Origin of the sequence: Gordonia metallireducens (assembly GCF_021245825.1) — a bacterium.
Taxonomy (GTDB): Bacteria; Actinomycetota; Actinomycetes; order Mycobacteriales; family Mycobacteriaceae; genus Gordonia; species Gordonia namibiensis.
In genome coordinates, this window is the sequence record NZ_JAJQJP010000030.1 from 17613 (window position 1) to 34003 (window position 16391).

The 16391-nt window shown below is 66.3% G+C and carries 14 protein-coding genes; 7 read left to right on the forward strand and 7 right to left on the reverse strand.

Going from position 1 to position 16391, the window contains the following annotated elements; all coding sequences use genetic code 11:
* Positions 1–3: 3 nt before the first annotated feature.
* The 4 genes from LQD00_RS11505 to LQD00_RS11520 all read left to right on the forward strand — a co-directional run bounded on the left by LQD00_RS11505 (position 4) and on the right by LQD00_RS11520 (position 5283).
* Entirely contained in the window at positions 4–1881 is a 1878-nt protein-coding gene (locus LQD00_RS11505) for a YhgE/Pip domain-containing protein (protein WP_143933729.1), read from the forward strand.
* A gap of 112 nt (positions 1882–1993) precedes the next feature.
* The gene (locus LQD00_RS11510; RefSeq protein WP_232717318.1) at positions 1994–3403 is read left to right on the forward strand and encodes a glutamate decarboxylase; all 1410 of its coding nucleotides are present in this window, start codon (positions 1994–1996) and stop codon (positions 3401–3403) included.
* A 94-nt stretch (positions 3404–3497) separates the two neighbouring features.
* Entirely contained in the window at positions 3498–4172 is a 675-nt protein-coding gene (locus LQD00_RS11515; RefSeq protein ID WP_232717320.1) for a hypothetical protein, read from the forward strand.
* A gap of 58 nt (positions 4173–4230) precedes the next feature.
* Positions 4231–5283, forward strand: a complete 1053-nt coding sequence (locus LQD00_RS11520; RefSeq protein ID WP_232717322.1) for a helix-turn-helix domain-containing protein — start codon at positions 4231–4233, stop codon at positions 5281–5283.
* A 19-nt stretch (positions 5284–5302) separates the two neighbouring features.
* Here the strand turns inward: LQD00_RS11520 and LQD00_RS11525 are convergent, their stop codons facing one another.
* On the reverse strand, positions 5303–6616 hold the full coding sequence (locus tag LQD00_RS11525; RefSeq protein ID WP_232717323.1) for a UDP-N-acetylmuramoyl-tripeptide--D-alanyl-D-alanine ligase: 1314 nt from the start codon (positions 6614–6616) through the stop codon (positions 5303–5305).
* 357 nt (positions 6617–6973) lie between these two features.
* Here LQD00_RS11525 and LQD00_RS11530 point away from each other — a divergent pair, with 357 nt between their 5' ends.
* Positions 6974–8050: a D-alanine--D-alanine ligase family protein gene (locus tag LQD00_RS11530; RefSeq protein ID WP_232717324.1), complete on the forward strand. Its 1077-nt coding sequence runs from the start codon at positions 6974–6976 to the stop codon at positions 8048–8050.
* 71 nt (positions 8051–8121) lie between these two features.
* On the opposite strand, the gene LQD00_RS11535 is transcribed toward LQD00_RS11530, so the two are convergent.
* The 6 genes from LQD00_RS11535 to LQD00_RS11560 are packed head-to-tail and all read right to left on the reverse strand — an operon-like array spanning position 8122 to position 15131.
* A complete protein-coding gene (locus tag LQD00_RS11535; protein ID WP_232717325.1) occupies positions 8122–8628 on the reverse strand; it encodes a hypothetical protein in 507 nt (168 codons plus the stop codon).
* Positions 8625–9980: a ThuA domain-containing protein gene (locus LQD00_RS11540; protein ID WP_232717326.1), complete on the reverse strand. Its 1356-nt coding sequence runs from the start codon at positions 9978–9980 to the stop codon at positions 8625–8627. The genes LQD00_RS11535 and LQD00_RS11540 overlap by 4 nt, the downstream gene beginning before the upstream one ends.
* Before the next feature lie 7 nt (positions 9981–9987).
* A complete protein-coding gene (locus tag LQD00_RS11545; protein WP_232717328.1) occupies positions 9988–10752 on the reverse strand; it encodes an ABC transporter ATP-binding protein in 765 nt (254 codons plus the stop codon).
* Positions 10749–12458 (reverse strand): dipeptide/oligopeptide/nickel ABC transporter permease/ATP-binding protein, encoded by a 1710-nt coding sequence (locus tag LQD00_RS11550; protein ID WP_232717330.1) that lies wholly within the window; start codon positions 12456–12458, stop codon positions 10749–10751. Before LQD00_RS11550 ends, LQD00_RS11545 begins: the two co-directional genes overlap by 4 nt.
* Positions 12455–13477 carry an ABC transporter permease gene (locus LQD00_RS11555; protein ID WP_232717331.1) on the reverse strand — a complete coding sequence of 341 codons (1023 nt, stop codon included), beginning with the start codon at positions 13475–13477 and terminating at the stop codon, positions 12455–12457. Before LQD00_RS11555 ends, LQD00_RS11550 begins: the two co-directional genes overlap by 4 nt.
* 1 nt (position 13478) lies before the next feature.
* A complete protein-coding gene (locus LQD00_RS11560; protein ID WP_232717333.1) occupies positions 13479–15131 on the reverse strand; it encodes an ABC transporter substrate-binding protein in 1653 nt (550 codons plus the stop codon).
* Between the two features lie 258 nt (positions 15132–15389).
* On the opposite strand from LQD00_RS11560, the gene LQD00_RS11565 reads away from it, so the two are divergent.
* Positions 15390–15800, forward strand: a complete 411-nt coding sequence (locus LQD00_RS11565) for a hypothetical protein (RefSeq protein ID WP_232717334.1) — start codon at positions 15390–15392, stop codon at positions 15798–15800.
* Positions 15801–15958: 158 nt separating this feature from the next.
* Positions 15959–16366, forward strand: coding sequence for an NADH-quinone oxidoreductase subunit A (locus LQD00_RS11570; RefSeq protein WP_006866513.1), 408 nt, complete (start codon positions 15959–15961; stop codon positions 16364–16366).
* Positions 16367–16391 lie beyond the last annotated feature (25 nt).

Sequence of the window (16391 nt, forward strand, 5' to 3'; positions counted from 1 at the left end):
AACATGTTTGCCGCATTCTCGCCGGGCAGCGACATCAAGCGTTACTACCGGGGCCGGATGCCCCGGCTGGCGCTCGTGGTCATCATGCTCATGCCTCTCCTCTACGGCGCGATGTACCTGTGGGCGTTCTGGAATCCGTTCGCCGCCGCCGACAAGATCCCGGTCGCACTCGTCAACGAGGACACCGGCGCGGTCGTCGAGGGGCAGAAGCTAGACGCCGGCTCCCAGGTGGCCGCCGGACTGATCGAGTCCAAGCAGCTCGACCTGCACGAGGTCTCCGCCGCCGAGGCCGCCGACGGCGTCGCGCACGGCAAGTACTACTTCTCGATCACGCTGCCCGCCGACTTCAGCAAGGCGATCGCCTCACCCACGAGCGACAAGCCGCGTTCGGCGCCGCTGGTGTTCACCTACAACGACGCCAACAACTACCTGGCGACGATCATCGGTCAGGACGCCGCCCAGCAGGTCGTCAACAAGGTCAGCGCACAGGTCGGCGCGCAGACGTTCGAGATCGTCCTCAACGAGGTCGGGGACCTCACGCCCAAGCTGACGGAAGCGGCCGACGGCGCGAACGAACTTGCCGCCGGTCTGAAGACCGCCGACTCGGGCGCTCAGGAGCTCGCGTCCGGTCTCGGCCAACTCGACTCCGCACTGATCAAGGCCACCGATCCCCTGCTCAACGCACTCGGCGCCGACCAGACCGGTCTGTCCTCAGCCGAGGTGAATGCGGCCGCAGATCGACTCGCCCGCAATGCCGGAGCGGCGTCGAACGAACTCACGACCGCCGCGAATCAGCAGTCGCAGGCCAGCAAGGGCCTCGACTCGGTCATCGCCCAGCTGAGTTCGTCGCCGGATCCCACGATGCGATCTCTCGCCAATGCCCTTTCCCCCGCACAACAGTTCCTGCGCACCAGCGGACTCGGACCGGACGCGAACAACCAGCTCACCCAGCTGAACAACGACGCCAACGTGCTCTCGCAGCAGCTCGGCAATCCGAACAGCCCCCTCCGCCTCGGCCTCACCCTCGTCGAGAACGGCGGCCTTCGCAACGACATCCTCGCCGCACGCGGTGCCGCCAACGAACTGAAGAGCGGCTCAGCCGAACTCAGCTCTGGCCTCGGTGAGCTGAGCGCGGGTGCCGACGAACTGGCGTCCGGTCTGGAAGAAGGGGTCAAGGCCATCCCGTCCTGGACCAACCAGGAGAAGACGGAGATCGCCAAGACGCTGGCGCAGCCCGTCGAGTTGCAGGAGGACTACACGCACGAGGCCCCGACCTTCGGTACCGGCTTCGCTCCGTTCTTCATGTCCCTGGCATTGTTCGTCGGCGGCATCATCACCTGGATGTTGTTGACTCCGCTCCAATCCCGCCCGATCGTTCAGGGCTTCTCCTCGCTGCGCGTCGTATTGGCCTCGTACACACCCGCTTTCGCCATCGGTTTCATCCAGGCCACCGTGCTGTACACGGTGGTCACCTTCGCGGTCGGTCTCCGTGCCGAGTACCCGATAGCCACGTTCCTGTATCTGTTGCTCGTGGTCGCCACCTTCATGGCGATGATCCAGATGTTCAACGCCGTCTTCGACGTCGCGGTCGGACGTGTTGTGACACTGGCGTTCCTGATGGTCCAGCTGGTGTCCGCCGGTGGTATCTATCCCGTGCCGACCACGGCCACGCCGTTCCAGTACATCCACTACGTAGACCCGATGACCTACACGGTGGAGGGCCTCCGACAACTCACGGTCGGCGGCATCGACTACCGACTGTGGCTCGCCATCGGTGTCCTCAGCGGAATCACCTTGGGCTGCCTGGCCATCTCGTCGTGGGCCGCCCGCCGAAACCGCCAGTACACGATGGACCGTCTGTATCCGCCGGTGGAAGTCTAGGGAGGTCAAGACAGACAAGCCCCCGTGACTGTCGTCTACCTCGAGTAGATCGCTTCAACCGCCCCCATTTTCGGTATTGAGCGCCTTAGCATCTGAACACCAGGAGGAATACATGACACCTAAATCGAACTCGCAAGCCCGCGCCACGACCAACATCGGCGACAACCTGAACCTGCGGACCGTCTTCACACGCCCGGGCGAGGCCACCGATCTGCCCAAGTTCTCGATGGCCGACGACATGCTGTTGCCCGAGACCGCCTACCAGATCGTCCACGACGAGGCGATGCTCGACGGCAACGCCCGCCTGAACCTCGCAACCTTCGTGTCCACCTGGATGGACGACGAGGCGAAGAAGCTCTACTCCGAGACCGTCGACAAGAACATGATCGACAAGGACGAGTACCCGCAGACGGCCGCCATCGAGGACCGCTGCTGGAAGATCCTCGCCGATCTGTGGCACAACCCGAACGTCGACAACGCCATCGGCACCTCGACCATCGGTTCGTCGGAGGCCTGCATGCTCGGCGGCCTGGCCCTCAAGCGTCACTGGCAGGCCCGCCGCAAGGCCGAGGGCAAGTCCACCGAGACCCCGAACCTGGTGCTGTCCACCGCTGTTCAGGTCTGCTGGGAGAAGTTCTGCAACTACTTCGAGGTAGAGCCGCGCTGGGTGCCGATCAGTCCCGAGCACATGGTCCTCGACGGCCATGAGCTCGAGAAGTACGTCGACGAGAACACCATCGGCGTCGTCGCCATCATGGGCCAGACCTACACCGGCATGTACGAGCCGGTGAAGCAGATCGCCGCCAAGCTGGACCAGATCCAGGCCGACACCGGCCTGGACGTGAAGATCCACGTCGACGGCGCGTCGGGCGCCATGATCGCTCCGTTCTGCCAGCCCGACCTCGAGTGGGACTTCCGCGTCGACCGCGTCGTCTCCATCAACACCTCGGGCCACAAGTTCGGCCTGGTCTACCCGGGTGTCGGCTGGATCGTGTGGCGCGACACCGAGGCCCTGCCGGAGAGCATGGTCTTCCACTGCAGCTACCTCGGTGGCGACATGCCCACCCTGGCACTGAACTTCTCGCGCCCCGGCGCCCAGGTGCTGCTGCAGTACTACCAGTTCCTGCGCCTCGGCCGTGAGGGCTACCGCCAGGTCCAGCAGGGTTCGCTCGACGTCGCGCAGTGGCTGTCGTCGGAGATCGCCAAGATCGACGCCTTCGAACTCGTCAGCAAGGGCGACACCATCCCGGTCTTCGCATGGCGCCTGAAGTCGGGTCACACCGACAACTGGAACCTCTACGACCTGTCGGATCGCCTGCGCATGAAGGGCTGGCTGGTCCCGGCCTACCCGATGGCCGACGACCTCGCCGACCTGACCGTGCAGCGCATCGTCGTCCGCGCCGGCCTGAGCCACGACCTCGCTCGTGCACTCATCGCCGACATCCAGACCGAGGTCGACTTCCTCGATCGTCTCGAGGGCCCCATGCCGGTCGAGGGCGAGCGCTCGCACTTCCACCACTGATCGCGTAGCTCTTCCGCGACCCCCCGACGTGTCCCCGGCCTGGCATCCCCTTCCAGGCCGGGGACGCATCGTCGCATACACAGACAGGTAGACAATGAGTATTGCCGCGTCAGCCCCCAGGCGCAGCACGTTCTTCATCCCGACCCTGAACAAACAGTGTTGGGGCTTCATGATCGGGTCCGCGCTCTTCGCGTTGAGTGCGGCGCCGGGCTTCGGCAGCTGGGCCGGAGCGTCGGCCGTCAATCTGTGCTGCTTCATCGGTGCGTGGTTCTTCACCGCCGCCGGGCTGATCCAGCTGATCCTGAGTGGCCCCGTGACGACCAAGGTCGACTACGGCAGCGGCATCATGGTGCGCGCCGACTGGCTCGCGGCGTCGACCCAGTCGTTGGGAACGATCCTGTTCAACGTGAGCACCACCGCGGCACTCACCGCGCATTCGATTCCCTCCCAGAGAGAGTTCGTCTGGTCTCCGGACGCCGGCGGATCGATCCTCTTCCTCGTCAGCGGCTTCATGGCCGTTCGCGGCTACCGGCACGCACACAAGTTCTTCGATCCGGGTTCGGCCGGCTGGTGGTCGGTGCAGATCAACCTCATCGGATGCGTCGCCTTCGGCGTCGCCGCGGTGGGCGCCTACGTGTCCAAGGGCGGAGTCACGGTCGACACGGCGATGGCGAACTGGGGAACCTTCATCGGGGCGATCTGCTTCTTCCTGGCGTCCCTCGTGGTCCTCCCGGCCTGGAACCGGAACTCCTCGGGTGAGTCGGCATGACCGGATCACGTACACAACCGGATCCCGGCGGGGGCGCAGCGGCACCGGGGAGCCGGGGATGACCGAGTTGTTCCGGAACGACGTCTCGTCGGCACCCCTGCCCCCGAAGGTGATCGCGGCGTGGGAGCGACGGGTCGGCGTGCACCGCAGCAACATACCTGCCGAACCGATCCGACTCACCGGACCCGACGGCATGCGCGACTTCGGGCAGCACGTCGAGGTGCAGACCGATGACCCCGGTTCGTTCGACTCGCTGATGTACGTACGTCAGCTCTCGATGATCGGCACCTTCTGCAGCTTGCACACCCCGCTCCAGGTGTCGCGGAACCCGCGCCTCATCTCCGAGCAGCCCTCCGAAGACCTGGTCATCGGGGTTCACACCCTGGAGGGCAGGCACATCATCCGCCAGGGGTCACGCGATTTCGCCTATGGCCCCGGACAACTCGCCTTCGTCAGCAACGCCTCCCCCTATCTCGAGCGGACCTTCGAGATCAATGACCCTGCGGGCCTGGTGATCCCGCTCGAACTCCTCGGGAACCAGCGCCGTGTCGCCGAACAGGCCCGCCGGCCGGTCGCCTCCCACACCCTCCTGGCGCGCGCGACCGCCTCGTTCATCCTGCAGTTCGCGTCCGACACCGCAGTCGGCGTGACCGAACCCGACCCGGACACGGAGATGGCCGCCATCGAACTCGTTCGCGCTGCGCTCGGACAGCTCGACTACGACAACCGACAGATCACCGACAACGCCCTGTTCGTGCGGGAGGCGGTCTCCGACCTCATCGAGCGTCACCATCGCGACCCGTCGTTCACCCCGAACGCGATCGCCCGCTACCTGCACATCAGCCGCCGTCAGCTGTACCGGCACTTCGAGGACACCGAGGACTCGTTGGCCGCACGCATCGCCGACCGCAGACTCAAGACCGCCTGCGAACTCCTCCGGACGCGTCCGGACATGGCGGTCTCCGAGGTGGCGAGGGTCTCCGGTTTCCCGTCGAGTCCCACGATGCGCAACCGATTCCGGGCCGAACTCGGAATCGGACCGAGCGAGTATCGTGCCCGGGCGGCCGCCGAGGCCGACGCCGTGGAGGACTGGGGATCACCGACCTCGTGACGCCCGGCTGAGGCGGACCTCAGCTGAGCAGGGCCTGCGCCACCCGCTCCAACGCGGCGACGCGACTTCCCTTGACCAGCACTGCATCTCCTTCGCCGAGGTCGCCCAGCGCGGCAACCGCCTCGTCGACTCCGGAGGTGTGGCGCGCGGTGTCGCCGTAGTCGGGTTCGTCGACCGCGATGACCTCGATGCCGAGCTCGTGCGCCTCGAGCGCGATCGCGTGGTGCTGGGCCGGGGAATCCGATCCGAGTTCCGCCATGGTGCCGAGAACGGCAACCCGCCGCCCGGCCGGCAGCGCGGCAAGCGACTTCAGAGCCGCCGACATCGACGTCGGGTTCGCGTTGTAGGCATCGTTGAGCACGATCGTGCCGTCCGCGGTCTTGGCGAGTTCCATTCGCAGACCGGACAATTCGGCGGCCGACATGCCGTTCGCGATGTCCTCGACGGACACTCCGAGACCGCCGCCGGCCGCAGCGGCCGCGAGCGCGTTGGGCACCTGATGCTCCCCTCGCGCGCCGAGTCGCACGTCGGTCGAACCCCACGGCGTGTGCAGCCGGAAGGATGCTCGCAGCTCGTCGTCGACGACGATGTCCGACGCGTACACGTCGGCATCCGGCGACAGGCCGTACCGCAGCACCCGCGCCGAGGCGCGATCCGCCATCGCCGCGACGTACCGGTGGTCGGCGTTCAGAACGGCGATCCCGTCGGCCGGGAGGGACTCGACCAGCTCCCCCTTCGCGCGGGCCACCGATTCGATGTCCCCGAACAACTCGAGGTGGACGCCTTCGACGCGCGTGATCACACCGACGGTCGGGCTCGCGATGGAGCACAGCAGGTCGATGTGGCCGATCCCCCGTGCACCCATCTCGAGGACCACGGCCTCGACGTCGTCGGCTGCACCGGCCAGGGTCAGCGGGAGGCCCAGTTCGTTGTTGAAGGACTTCTCGCTCGCCGCGGTGCGGTAGGTGGTCTGCAGGACGCCGGCGAGGAGATCCTTGGTGGAGGTCTTGCCGACCGAGCCGGTGATGCCCACGACGCGGTCGGGGATGCGGCGGCGGACCGCGCGACCGAGGTCGGCGAGGGCGAGGGCGGTGTCGGCGACGCGGATGGCAGTACCGCGGGCGACCTCGTCGCGGGAGGTGAAGTAGGCCGCCGCGCCGCTCTCGAGGGCCGACGGGATGAAGTCGTGACCGTCCCGCTCGGCCACGATCGGCACGAACAGCTGCCCCGGCCGGACGTTGCGCGAGTCGATGCTCGCCCCGTCGATCTGCACGTCGGGACCGATCAACTCGCCGCCGACGGATGCTGCGACCTCACTCGCCAAGAAATGCACGACCTCACGCTAGCCGACGGCGGTCGACCGGCTTCCCGAGCCGTCATGGTGCTGACCTCGATACGCGGCGGCCTCACTCCGTTCGGTCGTCGCTACTCGGCCGGCAGAGGGCCATCCCCCGCTGGTTGAGCAGGCGACGAGCGCAGCGAGGAGCCAGGTGCCCTCGCTGGTTGAGCAGGCGGCGAGCGCAGCGAGGAGCCGGGTGCCCTCGCTGGTTGAGCAGGCGACGAGCGCACAAGGGGCCGGGTGCCCTCGCTGGTTGAGCAGGCGACGAGCGCAGCGAGGAGCCGTGTCGAAACCCACAACCGGCCAGTCCACCCCGAGAACTCGGTTGCCGGGGGCCGTATCGTGACATGCATGTCTTCGCGGCTCCTGCGTCTTGTGGTCCTCTATGGCGGGGTCTCCGCCGAACATGATGTGTCACGGGTCACAGCCGCGCACGTTCTCGCCGCCGCTGACCGGGCAAAATACGACCTGGTCCCCATCGGGATCGCCAAGGACGGCACCTGGCTGCGCAACGACAAGGCCATGGCCGCGATCGCCGACGGCACCCCGCTCCCGGACGTCCTGGAGGTGGCGGGCAGCGTCGTCGACCCGCTGACCGAACTCCGTGGTCACGCCGATGAGGCCATCACCGTCGTGTTGCCGCTGCTGCACGGTCCGCACGGCGAGGACGGCACCATCCAGGGGATGCTCGAGCTGTTCAAGCTGCCGTACGTCGGCGCCGGGGTGCTCTCGTCGGCGCTGTGCATGGACAAGGCGATGGCGAAGATCGTCGCCGCCCAGGCCGGCATCCCGCAGTGCAAATGGGTGGAGTTCCGCGACGGCGTCGACGACCCGGACACCATCGTCTCCCGGGTTGTCGAAGACCTCGGACTACCGGTGTTCGTCAAGCCCGCGAACCTCGGATCGTCGGTCGGCATCTCCAAGGCGCACGACGAGCGCGAGCTGGACGCCGCGATCAACCTGGCCCTGCGCTACGACAACGTGGTGATCATCGAGGAGGCCGTCACCGGTCGCGAGATCGAGGTGGCCGTCCTCGGCGACACGGCACCCGAGACGTCGGTGCCCGGCGAGATCGAACCCGGCAGCGAGTTCTACGACTACGAGGACAAGTACGTCACCGGCGCGGCGAAGCTCGTCATCCCGGCCGCCCTGCCCGACGCCGTGATCGCGGAGGCCAGGGAGCTCGCGGCCCGGACCTTCACGGCGATGCGCTGCACCGGTATGGCCCGGGTGGACTTCTTCTACGAGGCCGACGGCCGCGGGTGGCTGCTCAACGAGGTCAACACCATCCCCGGGTTCACCCCGGGTTCGATGTACCCGAAGCTGTGGGAGGCCACCGGCGTGCCCTACGCCGATCTCATCGATCAGCTCGTCACCTTCGCGCTCGAGGTCCACCGGCGCCGCGTCGGGTTCTCGACCGAGCACTGAGGCCGGCACGGCGACCCCTGCAGCGGTCGGCATCGCTGCAGGGGCTTTTTCGCTACCGATCCACGCTTTCGTCAGACGTCGACGACGTCGTAGACGTCCTCGGCGGGCGCCGAAAGAAGCCGTTCGGCCATCTCCTGCTTCAGGACCGTCAGCCGTCGTTCCTCGGTCTCGGTCCGGGAGGTCTGACGACCCAGTCGGATGAACTCGTCGGTGACAAAGCCCTCACGGATCTCCAGCCGGACGCGCCTGTCGCGGTAGCAGAGTTCGAAGACGTAGCGCTCGAGCGTCTCTCCGCGATCGTTGCGTTCCAGTGACGAGTCGACGGAGTACCGGTCCTCGGTCACCGCGCGCGTCACCATCTCCATGGTGTCCCGGACGCCCGGACCCCGGTGGGCCGTCGCCACGTGGATGTCTCGGCGTTCGACGGTTCCGTCGGCACCGAGCATCGGCAGTGCGCGTTCGAGCACCTTGTACGCGTGCGCCACTCCGCCGGGGAAGCCCGGGCCGTGGTAGAGCATGACGTCGTCGATGCTGTAGGACAACGTCTTTCCCTGGTCGACGAGTGTCAGATCTGTCATCTGGTGACCTCCTGGTCGTTGAGCGGGCGCGACGTGCGCGCCTGGGCGGCCGCGAACTGCGGGAGCCATGGCATGAACCCGTCGAGAAACCGTTCGGTCGCGGGCATGAAGTAGGCACCGAAGTGCGACATCGGATCAAGTGTGGAAACCACAAGTGTGCCGGGGGTGGTCACCTCGTCGATGTAGAGCAACGTCTCCCCGGTCGGCAGATTGACCAGCGCCTCCGCACCGGCGGGTGGCTCGAGGACGCCGTGGTAGTGCCATGTGCAGGCCTTCAGATCGAGCCGACCGAAGAGGGAGTGGTCCGGTCGGGGGGATCGCAGCCCCATGTCGGCACCGTCCTCGAGCCACCACCAGTAATTGGTCGGACGATGCGCCCACCTCACGCCGGGAAGGAAGTCCGCGAAGGGCTCCCCGCCACTGAAAGCGACTACGGTGCCACCCGATTCGAGGAACTCGAGGATTCGTGGCGCCGCCGCGTTCAGGTGTCCGCGATGAATCCGCTCCGGGATGATGACGGCGTCGTAGCCGCGCAGGTCGGTGGTGGCGAGCTCGGGGAGATACAGCAGACCACCAGTGAGGTGTTGGCCGTACTTCTCGATGGTCAACGCCCGATGGTGGTGGGCATTACCACCGTAAACCGCGGCAACCCCGGAACCTGTTCCCGTGGAGGGACTCTCGGGCAACTCTTCCCGAGGGTCGGTGGGTGCGTTACCTGCCGGACGCGGTCTCGCACGCAGGTCGGCGACCTCGTCGCACGCCCATCGTGCGAGCTGCGACGGGATCTGCGCGGCGGTACTGTCCTCGATCCCCGAGGAGTAGGCGAACAGGTCAGCCGTCGCATGGACGAAAACGGTGCCTGCGGTCGACACGCGGTCGATGTAGGTGACCGGCTGTCCACCGATGAGCCGCACGAGGATCTCGGCGCCGTCGGGCACCGGATGGTGACCGCGCGCGAAGAATCCTCGGACCCCGCGGCGGGTGTCCATGTCGAGCTTCGTCACCCCGGCAAAGATGGGGTGCTCCGCGACCTCGGCGACCTCGTACGTGGCGCGGCGCTGCGGTAGGGCAGGCACGAACGGCTCGGTACCGGGCAGCCAGTCGCGGTGCAGATGTCCACCGAAGATGACCACGTTGCCCGCGTCGAGGAAGCGGCGGATCACGTCCCGACGCCGCGCGAGATGCTCCTGGTCGACGGTCGAGGAGAAGACGAGCACGTCGAATGGTGCGAGGGTCGCGTCGTCGAGGGCGTAGCAGTCGATACCGGTGACGTCGAAGCCGAGTCTCCCCTCGGCGAAGGGCGACCCTTCCCCTGTCGGATACATCGTCACCATGGCGAACTTTGTCATCATCCTTCTCTCAATCGTTCCGCGGCCGACTCGCGGCTGACACGAGTCGTGCGGTGTAGGGATCTCGGGGTGCCGACAGCACCTCGTCCACCGAGCCGGATTCCACCACACGACCGGCTTTCATCACCACGACGCGTTTCGAACCGCGTTGTGCGAGAGCGAGATCGTGGGTGATGTGGACGATGGCGATACCGTCGATGCGACACAGACGGTCCATCAGATCGATGATCTCCATCCGCAACGATGCGTCCAGGCCGCTCGTCGGCTCGTCGGCGAGGATGAGCCGGGGCGCGGCCACGACCGCCCGTGCGAATGCCACCCGTTGCCGTTCGCCGCCGGACAGCTGGTGCTGGAACCGGTCGAGATAATCCTGCGCCGGGGACAGATTCACGGCTTCGAGCGCGCGGACCACCGCGTCGGCACGCTCCTGCCGATCACCGATCCCGTGGATGACCAGAGGTTCGGCAACGATGTCGGATACCCGCATCGTGGGCGGCAGTGAGGAATACGGGTCCTGGAACACCAGGTGGATGTCTCGACGGAGGGGTCGGGCCTTCCGTCGGGACAGCGACAGCAGGTCGGTGCCGTCGAAAACAACCGAACCCGCAGATGCGGGGACCAGGCCGGCGACGACCTTCGCGACCGTCGACTTCCCTGCCCCCGAGCCGCCCACCAGGGCAACGGATTCGCCGGCGTCGACGCGCAGGTCCACCTTGTCGACGACGGTGTGTTCACCGAACTGCACGGACAGTCCGGAGATCTCGAGAAGACTCATGTGGTCACCAGTTCCGTTGTGGCGGGTCCCAACCGGAGGATCGAACCCAGCAACTCGCGGGTGTGCTCCTGCTGCGGATGGGCCATCAGCTCGGCTGTCGGTCCGGACTCGATGATCTTGCCGTCGTACATCACCGCGATGGTGTCGGCGACCCTCTCGACCGCCGCGAGATTGTGGGACACCAGCAGTACGGTGAGTCCGAGCTCGTTCCGCAGACGAGACAGCAGGTCGAGGACCTCGGCCTCCACGAGCACGTCGAGCCCACTGGTCGGTTCGTCGGCGATCAGCACCGTCGGGTCGTTGGCCAGGGCGGTGGCGATCACCACCCGCTGACGCATCCCGCCGGAGAGTTCGTGCGGGTAGGCGTCGATCCGGTTTTCGTCGATACCGACGAAACCGAGAAGGTCGAGAGCACGCGCCCGTGCCGACGCCCGGGTCACGTCGCGGTGAACCCGGATGGCCTCGATCAGCTGGTCACCGATGCGCTGCACCGGATTGAGCGCACTCATCGCCTCCTGCGGTATCAAGGCGATGTCGTTGCCGCGCATGGTCCGTAGTTCATCGGGACGCATGGAGGTGACGTCGGTCCCGCAGATCTCCACCGAACCCGAGGTGATCTCACCGGCCGGTGCCAGTAGGCCGACGGCGACCGCGGCCACAGTGGATTTGCCACTTCCCGATTCCCCTACCAGGGCGACGATCTCGCCGGCATTCGCCGTGAGGCTCACGTCGTCGACCGTGTGTTTCCCGTCCTCACGGTAGGTGACCGAGAGGTGCGAGATCCGGATCGGCGGAGCATCGGCGGCCGGCGGGGAGTGTCGGACCGTGGGCTTCTTCGACGACTTCTTCCGCCGCACCAGCATCGGCCGGGACCGATCTTCCAATGCGTTGCCGATCAGTGCGAAGCCCAGGACGGTTGCGGCGATGGCGATTCCCGGCGGCACCACCCACCACATCCAGGCGTCGGTGAGGAATGCGCTGCGCTTGTGTGCCAGCGAAAGCATCGATCCCCAACTCGGAGCCGAGATGTCGCCGAGACCGAGGAAGGACAGCGACGCCTCGAGGAGCACCGCGGTCTTGGTGGCCAAGATGAACTGCGGGATCACCAGCGGCACAACAGCCGGGAGCACGTGACGCCGGAGCACGTAGGGAGTGGTCGCGCCCATCGACCGCAGGGCCTGCAGATGGTCGCGCTCACGCAGCGACAGCACCTGGGATCGTAGTTCGCGAGCCAGGCCCGCCCACAGGACCGAGGAGATCACCAGGATCTGCGTGGACAATCCGGGGCCGATGAACACGCCGACGACGATCGTCAGCGGCAGCACAGGTAGGGACAGGACGACGTCGGTGACGCGCATCAGCACCGAGTCGACCGGGCCGCGGCAGTAGCCTGCGACGACTCCGACCAGTGCCCCGATCAGGGTGGCGGCCAGCGCCGCGACGATGCCTACCATCAACGAGATCTCGGCGCCGTGCAACAGCATGGAGAACAGGTCGTGGCCGGCGTCGTCGGAGCCGAGCCAGTGGTCACCGGAAGGCCGCGCGAACGGTCGGGTGACGCGTTCGCCGGGGTCATAGGGCGAGATCCACGTCGCGAAGATCGCGCACACCGCCAAGAGCCCGAGGATGCTCGCGCCGACGATGGCCGAGGTTTGCGACCTGGACGACACGGTGGGGCCGCTGCCCACGGCGGTTGCCCGATTCATGGTGTAACCGCTTCCTGCAGTTCCGATTCGGCCGTCTCGTGACGTCGGCGCCGGACCCGCGGGTCGATCAGTGGATAGGTGAGATCGGCGATGATGTTGGCCCCGATGATGCCGATCGTCGTGAGCAGGAACGCACCTTGCAGCAGCGGGTAGTCGCGGGTGGTCACCGCGTCGTAGGTCAGTTTTCCCAGACCCGGATACGAGAAGACGGTCTCGACGACCACCGCACCGGACAGCATGGTGCCCACGGCGAGCGTGAGAGTGGTGAAGACCGGCAGCAACGCGTTACGCATCGCGTGGCCCAGGGCCACCTGCCGCTCGCGCAACCCTTTGGCACGGGCGAGACGGAGATAGGGCTCGTCGAGCACCACCACGGTCGAGGCCCGGGAAAGCAGGAAGAAGCCGCCGACGCCGGCGATCGTCAGGGTCGCGACCGGCAGGACAAGCCGTGAGATCACCTCGCCGAACCAGGCCCAACCCGACGACCCGATGGTGGCGGCACCGTAGGACGGGAACCAGCCGAGCCCCACGGAGAAGATCGCGATGAGGATCATGCCGACCCAGAAACCGGGCATCGAGTCCACGGCAAGCGTCGCCGTCACGGTCGCGGTCTCCCGCCTGGATCCACGACGCCATGCCGCCCAGGTTCCGAGGAAGGTGCCCAGGACCGCGGCGAACAGCAGGCCCAGGCCGACGAGCGCCACCGTCCACGGCAGCTTGTCCATCAGGACGTCGAACACCGGTCGGTTCATCGACACCGACATGCCCAGGTCACCTCGGAGCAGACCTGTCCAGAAGGACAGGTACTGCTCCAAGATGCTGTGATCGAGTCCGTACTCGGCGCGGATCTGCTCGACGTATTCCGGCGCGAGGTTGCCTTCTTCACCGCCGTACAGGTAGACGACCGGGTCGCCCGGCGCCAGGTGCGGTAGCGCGAAGTTCAGCGTCACCGCCGCCCACAGCACCAGCAGGTACTGGCCGGCCCGTCGGACGAGCGGCCACAGTCGATCTGCGTACATGTCAGTCGGTCGGGGCGATCGCGTGAGCCTTCTCGGCAACATCGCGCGGCAGGAAGGACCACTTCTGCACGATGCCGTAGCCCGGCGTCACCACCCAGCCACCGAACTTGTCCGAGCGGTAGCCCCAGTACTCCTCCGGGTAGTACAGGCCGATGGCCGTCGGCTGCTTGTTGAAGACGTCCTGGATCTTGTACAGCGCCTCGATCCGGTCCTCGTTGGTCTCCGTGACCTTCCACTCCTCGTAGAGCGCATCGAACTCGGGATAGGGCAGGGTCGGGTGCTTCCACAGGTTGCCCGAACGGTGCGACATGATGAACTGCGTCGAATCGGCAACGGCGTGCGGGGAGTTCGTCGTGATCAGCATGTCGTAGGCTTTGTCCGAGCTGACCTCGGAAATGGAACCCGCGTCGAGGGCCTTGATCGACACGTCGACGCCCACAGCGCCGAAGTCCTCCCGGAGGAGTTCGGCCGCCCGCACGTCGGGGGCGAGCCCACCGTCGACGTACAGGGTCAGCGAGAGCTTCTCACCGGTGGGCTTCTCCCGCTTGCCGTCGCCGTCGACGTCGCGGTAACCGAGCTCGTCGAGGATGGTGCGCGCTTCGTCGGCGTCGTACGGGGTGTTGGTGTCCGGCTTGGCGTACGGCGCGTCGGGGTGGACGTAGCCCTGCGTCGCGGGGCGGCCTCGTCCGAGGGCAACCACTTCGAGCAGTTGGTCGCGGTTGACCGCACGGCTCATCGCGGTACGGAAGCGGGCCTCTGTGAACGGGGCTTCGAGGAAGTTCAGCTTGAGTTCGGGGTACTGGAGCGGTGAGGCCTCGATGACCCCGATGTTCGGCGTCGCCTGGAACTGTTCGACGAGTTCGGGATTGAGTGGACGTGTCGTCGCATCGATCTCACCCGAACGCAGCGCGGTGAAGGTGGCCGACGCATCCGGGATCACCGGCATGACGATCTCGTCGACGGTGGGCTTGCCCGCGAAGTAGTCGGTGTTGGCCTCGAAGCGGTAACCCGACGTCGGGTTGTAGTCGACGAGCTTGAACGGCCCGGTGCCGATCGGCAGGTCTGTCACCTGTTTGACGTCGGCGGGATCGATCTTCGACCAGACGTGCTCCGGGAGGATCGGCAGGTCGGCCAGGGTCACCGTACCCAATTCAGGGCAGGCGTAGTCGCAGACGAAACGGACGCCGTCGGCGGTCGGGACCACGGTCGAGATCGACGGCGTGTCATTGATGTGATGGGTGAAACGGCCCGTCGGCGCGGCATGCATGAAGTGGAAGCTGAACATGACGTCATCGGCGGTGAACGGCTCACCGTCGTGCCATTTCACGTCGTCTCGGAGGGCGACCTCCCACGTCGTCGCGTCGATCTGCTCGACGGAGGTCGCGAGCCACGGCTGCGGTTCGGCGACGTACGGCGACGGAGCCAGCAGCTTGTCGTACACCATCTCGGCCATCTGATCGGTCTGACCAGCAAAGATGTTGAGCGGACCGGAGTCCTTGTTGGTCGCGACGGTCAGCGTCGTCGCGGTCTCCGGCCCGTTGGCACGGTCGGCGTCGGAGCCTCCGTCGCCGCACGCCGTCACGACGAGCACGGGGACGAGGAGCGTGGACAGGGCGGCGACTGACCGCCGAAGCCGCGTAAGCGGGTACGACATCTCGGCAACTCTCTATCAGGGTGTACTTACCTAAGTAAGGTTCGGCTTACCTTATGGGTAACCCGATCGTCACGCAAACCCCGACTTTTCGGACAGTTGCCCTGACCTGGCCTGCCGGTAGGCGGCCACAACTGTGCGTCGGCATACCAATAACGTTTCTCCACAAAAACTTTCGCGAGCAGCTCGGCATTAGCACGGACCACCGGACGAAGTGCAAAACCGGGTCACCCCGACGCCCCCACCGGTAACATCGCACGCGTGACCCACCCCCAGGCTGCCCGGTCGCTGCGCGTGCTGGTCTATTCCGACGATTCCGATACCCGGGCCCAGGTCATCGGTGCGCTCGGTACCCGGCCGTCCCAGGATATCCCCGAACTCAGCTTCATCGAAGTCGCCACGGCTCCAATGGTCTTCGCCCAGCTCGACGCCGGAGTCGTCGATGCGGTGATCGCCGACGGCGAGGCCTCTCCGGCCGGCGGGATGGGGATCGCCAAACAGATGAAGGACGAACTGGACCCGAGTCCACCGGTGCTCGTGCTGCTCGGCCGCGCCGACGATCGCTGGCTCGCCGAATGGTCGCGGGCCGATGCCGTCGCCACGCTCCCGGTCGATCCGATCGCCCTCCCGGAAGCCTTCGTCGAGATGGTCGAGAAACGCCGAACTGCCTGAAACGGGTGACTCCCGCGGGACGACCACCTAGGCTTGTGTTGTAGCTCACAACCGCGTCGGGAGGTTCTGACCGAACCACTGGCACGGGCAGGACAATCGCCGAGCCGGAACCGCCCACCAGGCGTTTCGGCCGCCCGGAGCGAGGAGGAGTCCACGCTTTGAACGCCTACGTCCCGATCATGATCCTCGGGGCAATCGGCGTGGCGTTTGCCGTTTTCAGCGTCTTCATCGGCGTCGCGATCGGCCCGAAACGGTACAACCGCGCCAAACTCGAGGCGTACGAGTGTGGCATCGAGCCGGTCGGCCAGAGCCTCCTGACTCCTGCCTCCCGTCGCGGGGGCGAGGGCCCCACGTTCAGCGGCCCGGTCCAGCGGGTGCCGGTCAAGTACTACCTCACCGCGATGCTGTTCATCATCTTCGACATCGAGATCGTCTTCCTCTACCCCTGGGCCGTCGCCTTCGACTCCTTCGGCTGGTTCGGCCTCGCGGCCATGCTCTTGTTCATCGTCAATGTCTCCGTTGCCTACGCCTATGAATGGCGTCGCGGCGGACTGAGCTGGGACTGAGGACTTTTCAACCGGTAACCGTCTG

What these genes read in the sequence shown, in the direction of transcription:
- LQD00_RS11535 (WP_232717325.1), bottom strand. Translation starts at nt 8,628, where the DNA reads ATGACAGATCTGACACTCGTCGACCAGGGAAAGACGTTGTCCTACAGC.
- LQD00_RS11555 (WP_232717331.1), bottom strand. Translation starts at nt 13,477, where the DNA reads ATGTACGCAGATCGACTGTGGCCGCTCGTCCGACGGGCCGGCCAGTAC.
- LQD00_RS11515 (WP_232717320.1), top strand. Translation starts at nt 3,498, where the DNA reads ATGAGTATTGCCGCGTCAGCCCCCAGGCGCAGCACGTTCTTCATCCCG.
- LQD00_RS11550 (WP_232717330.1), bottom strand. Translation starts at nt 12,458, where the DNA reads ATGAATCGGGCAACCGCCGTGGGCAGCGGCCCCACCGTGTCGTCCAGG.
- LQD00_RS11510 (WP_232717318.1), top strand. Translation starts at nt 1,994, where the DNA reads ATGACACCTAAATCGAACTCGCAAGCCCGCGCCACGACCAACATCGGC.
- LQD00_RS11530 (WP_232717324.1), top strand. Translation starts at nt 6,974, where the DNA reads ATGTCTTCGCGGCTCCTGCGTCTTGTGGTCCTCTATGGCGGGGTCTCC.
- LQD00_RS11560 (WP_232717333.1), bottom strand. Translation starts at nt 15,131, where the DNA reads ATGTCGTACCCGCTTACGCGGCTTCGGCGGTCAGTCGCCGCCCTGTCC.
- LQD00_RS11540 (WP_232717326.1), bottom strand. Translation starts at nt 9,980, where the DNA reads ATGATGACAAAGTTCGCCATGGTGACGATGTATCCGACAGGGGAAGGG.
- LQD00_RS11545 (WP_232717328.1), bottom strand. Translation starts at nt 10,752, where the DNA reads ATGAGTCTTCTCGAGATCTCCGGACTGTCCGTGCAGTTCGGTGAACAC.
- LQD00_RS11505 (WP_143933729.1), top strand. Translation starts at nt 4, where the DNA reads ATGTTTGCCGCATTCTCGCCGGGCAGCGACATCAAGCGTTACTACCGG.
- LQD00_RS11520 (WP_232717322.1), top strand. Translation starts at nt 4,231, where the DNA reads ATGACCGAGTTGTTCCGGAACGACGTCTCGTCGGCACCCCTGCCCCCG.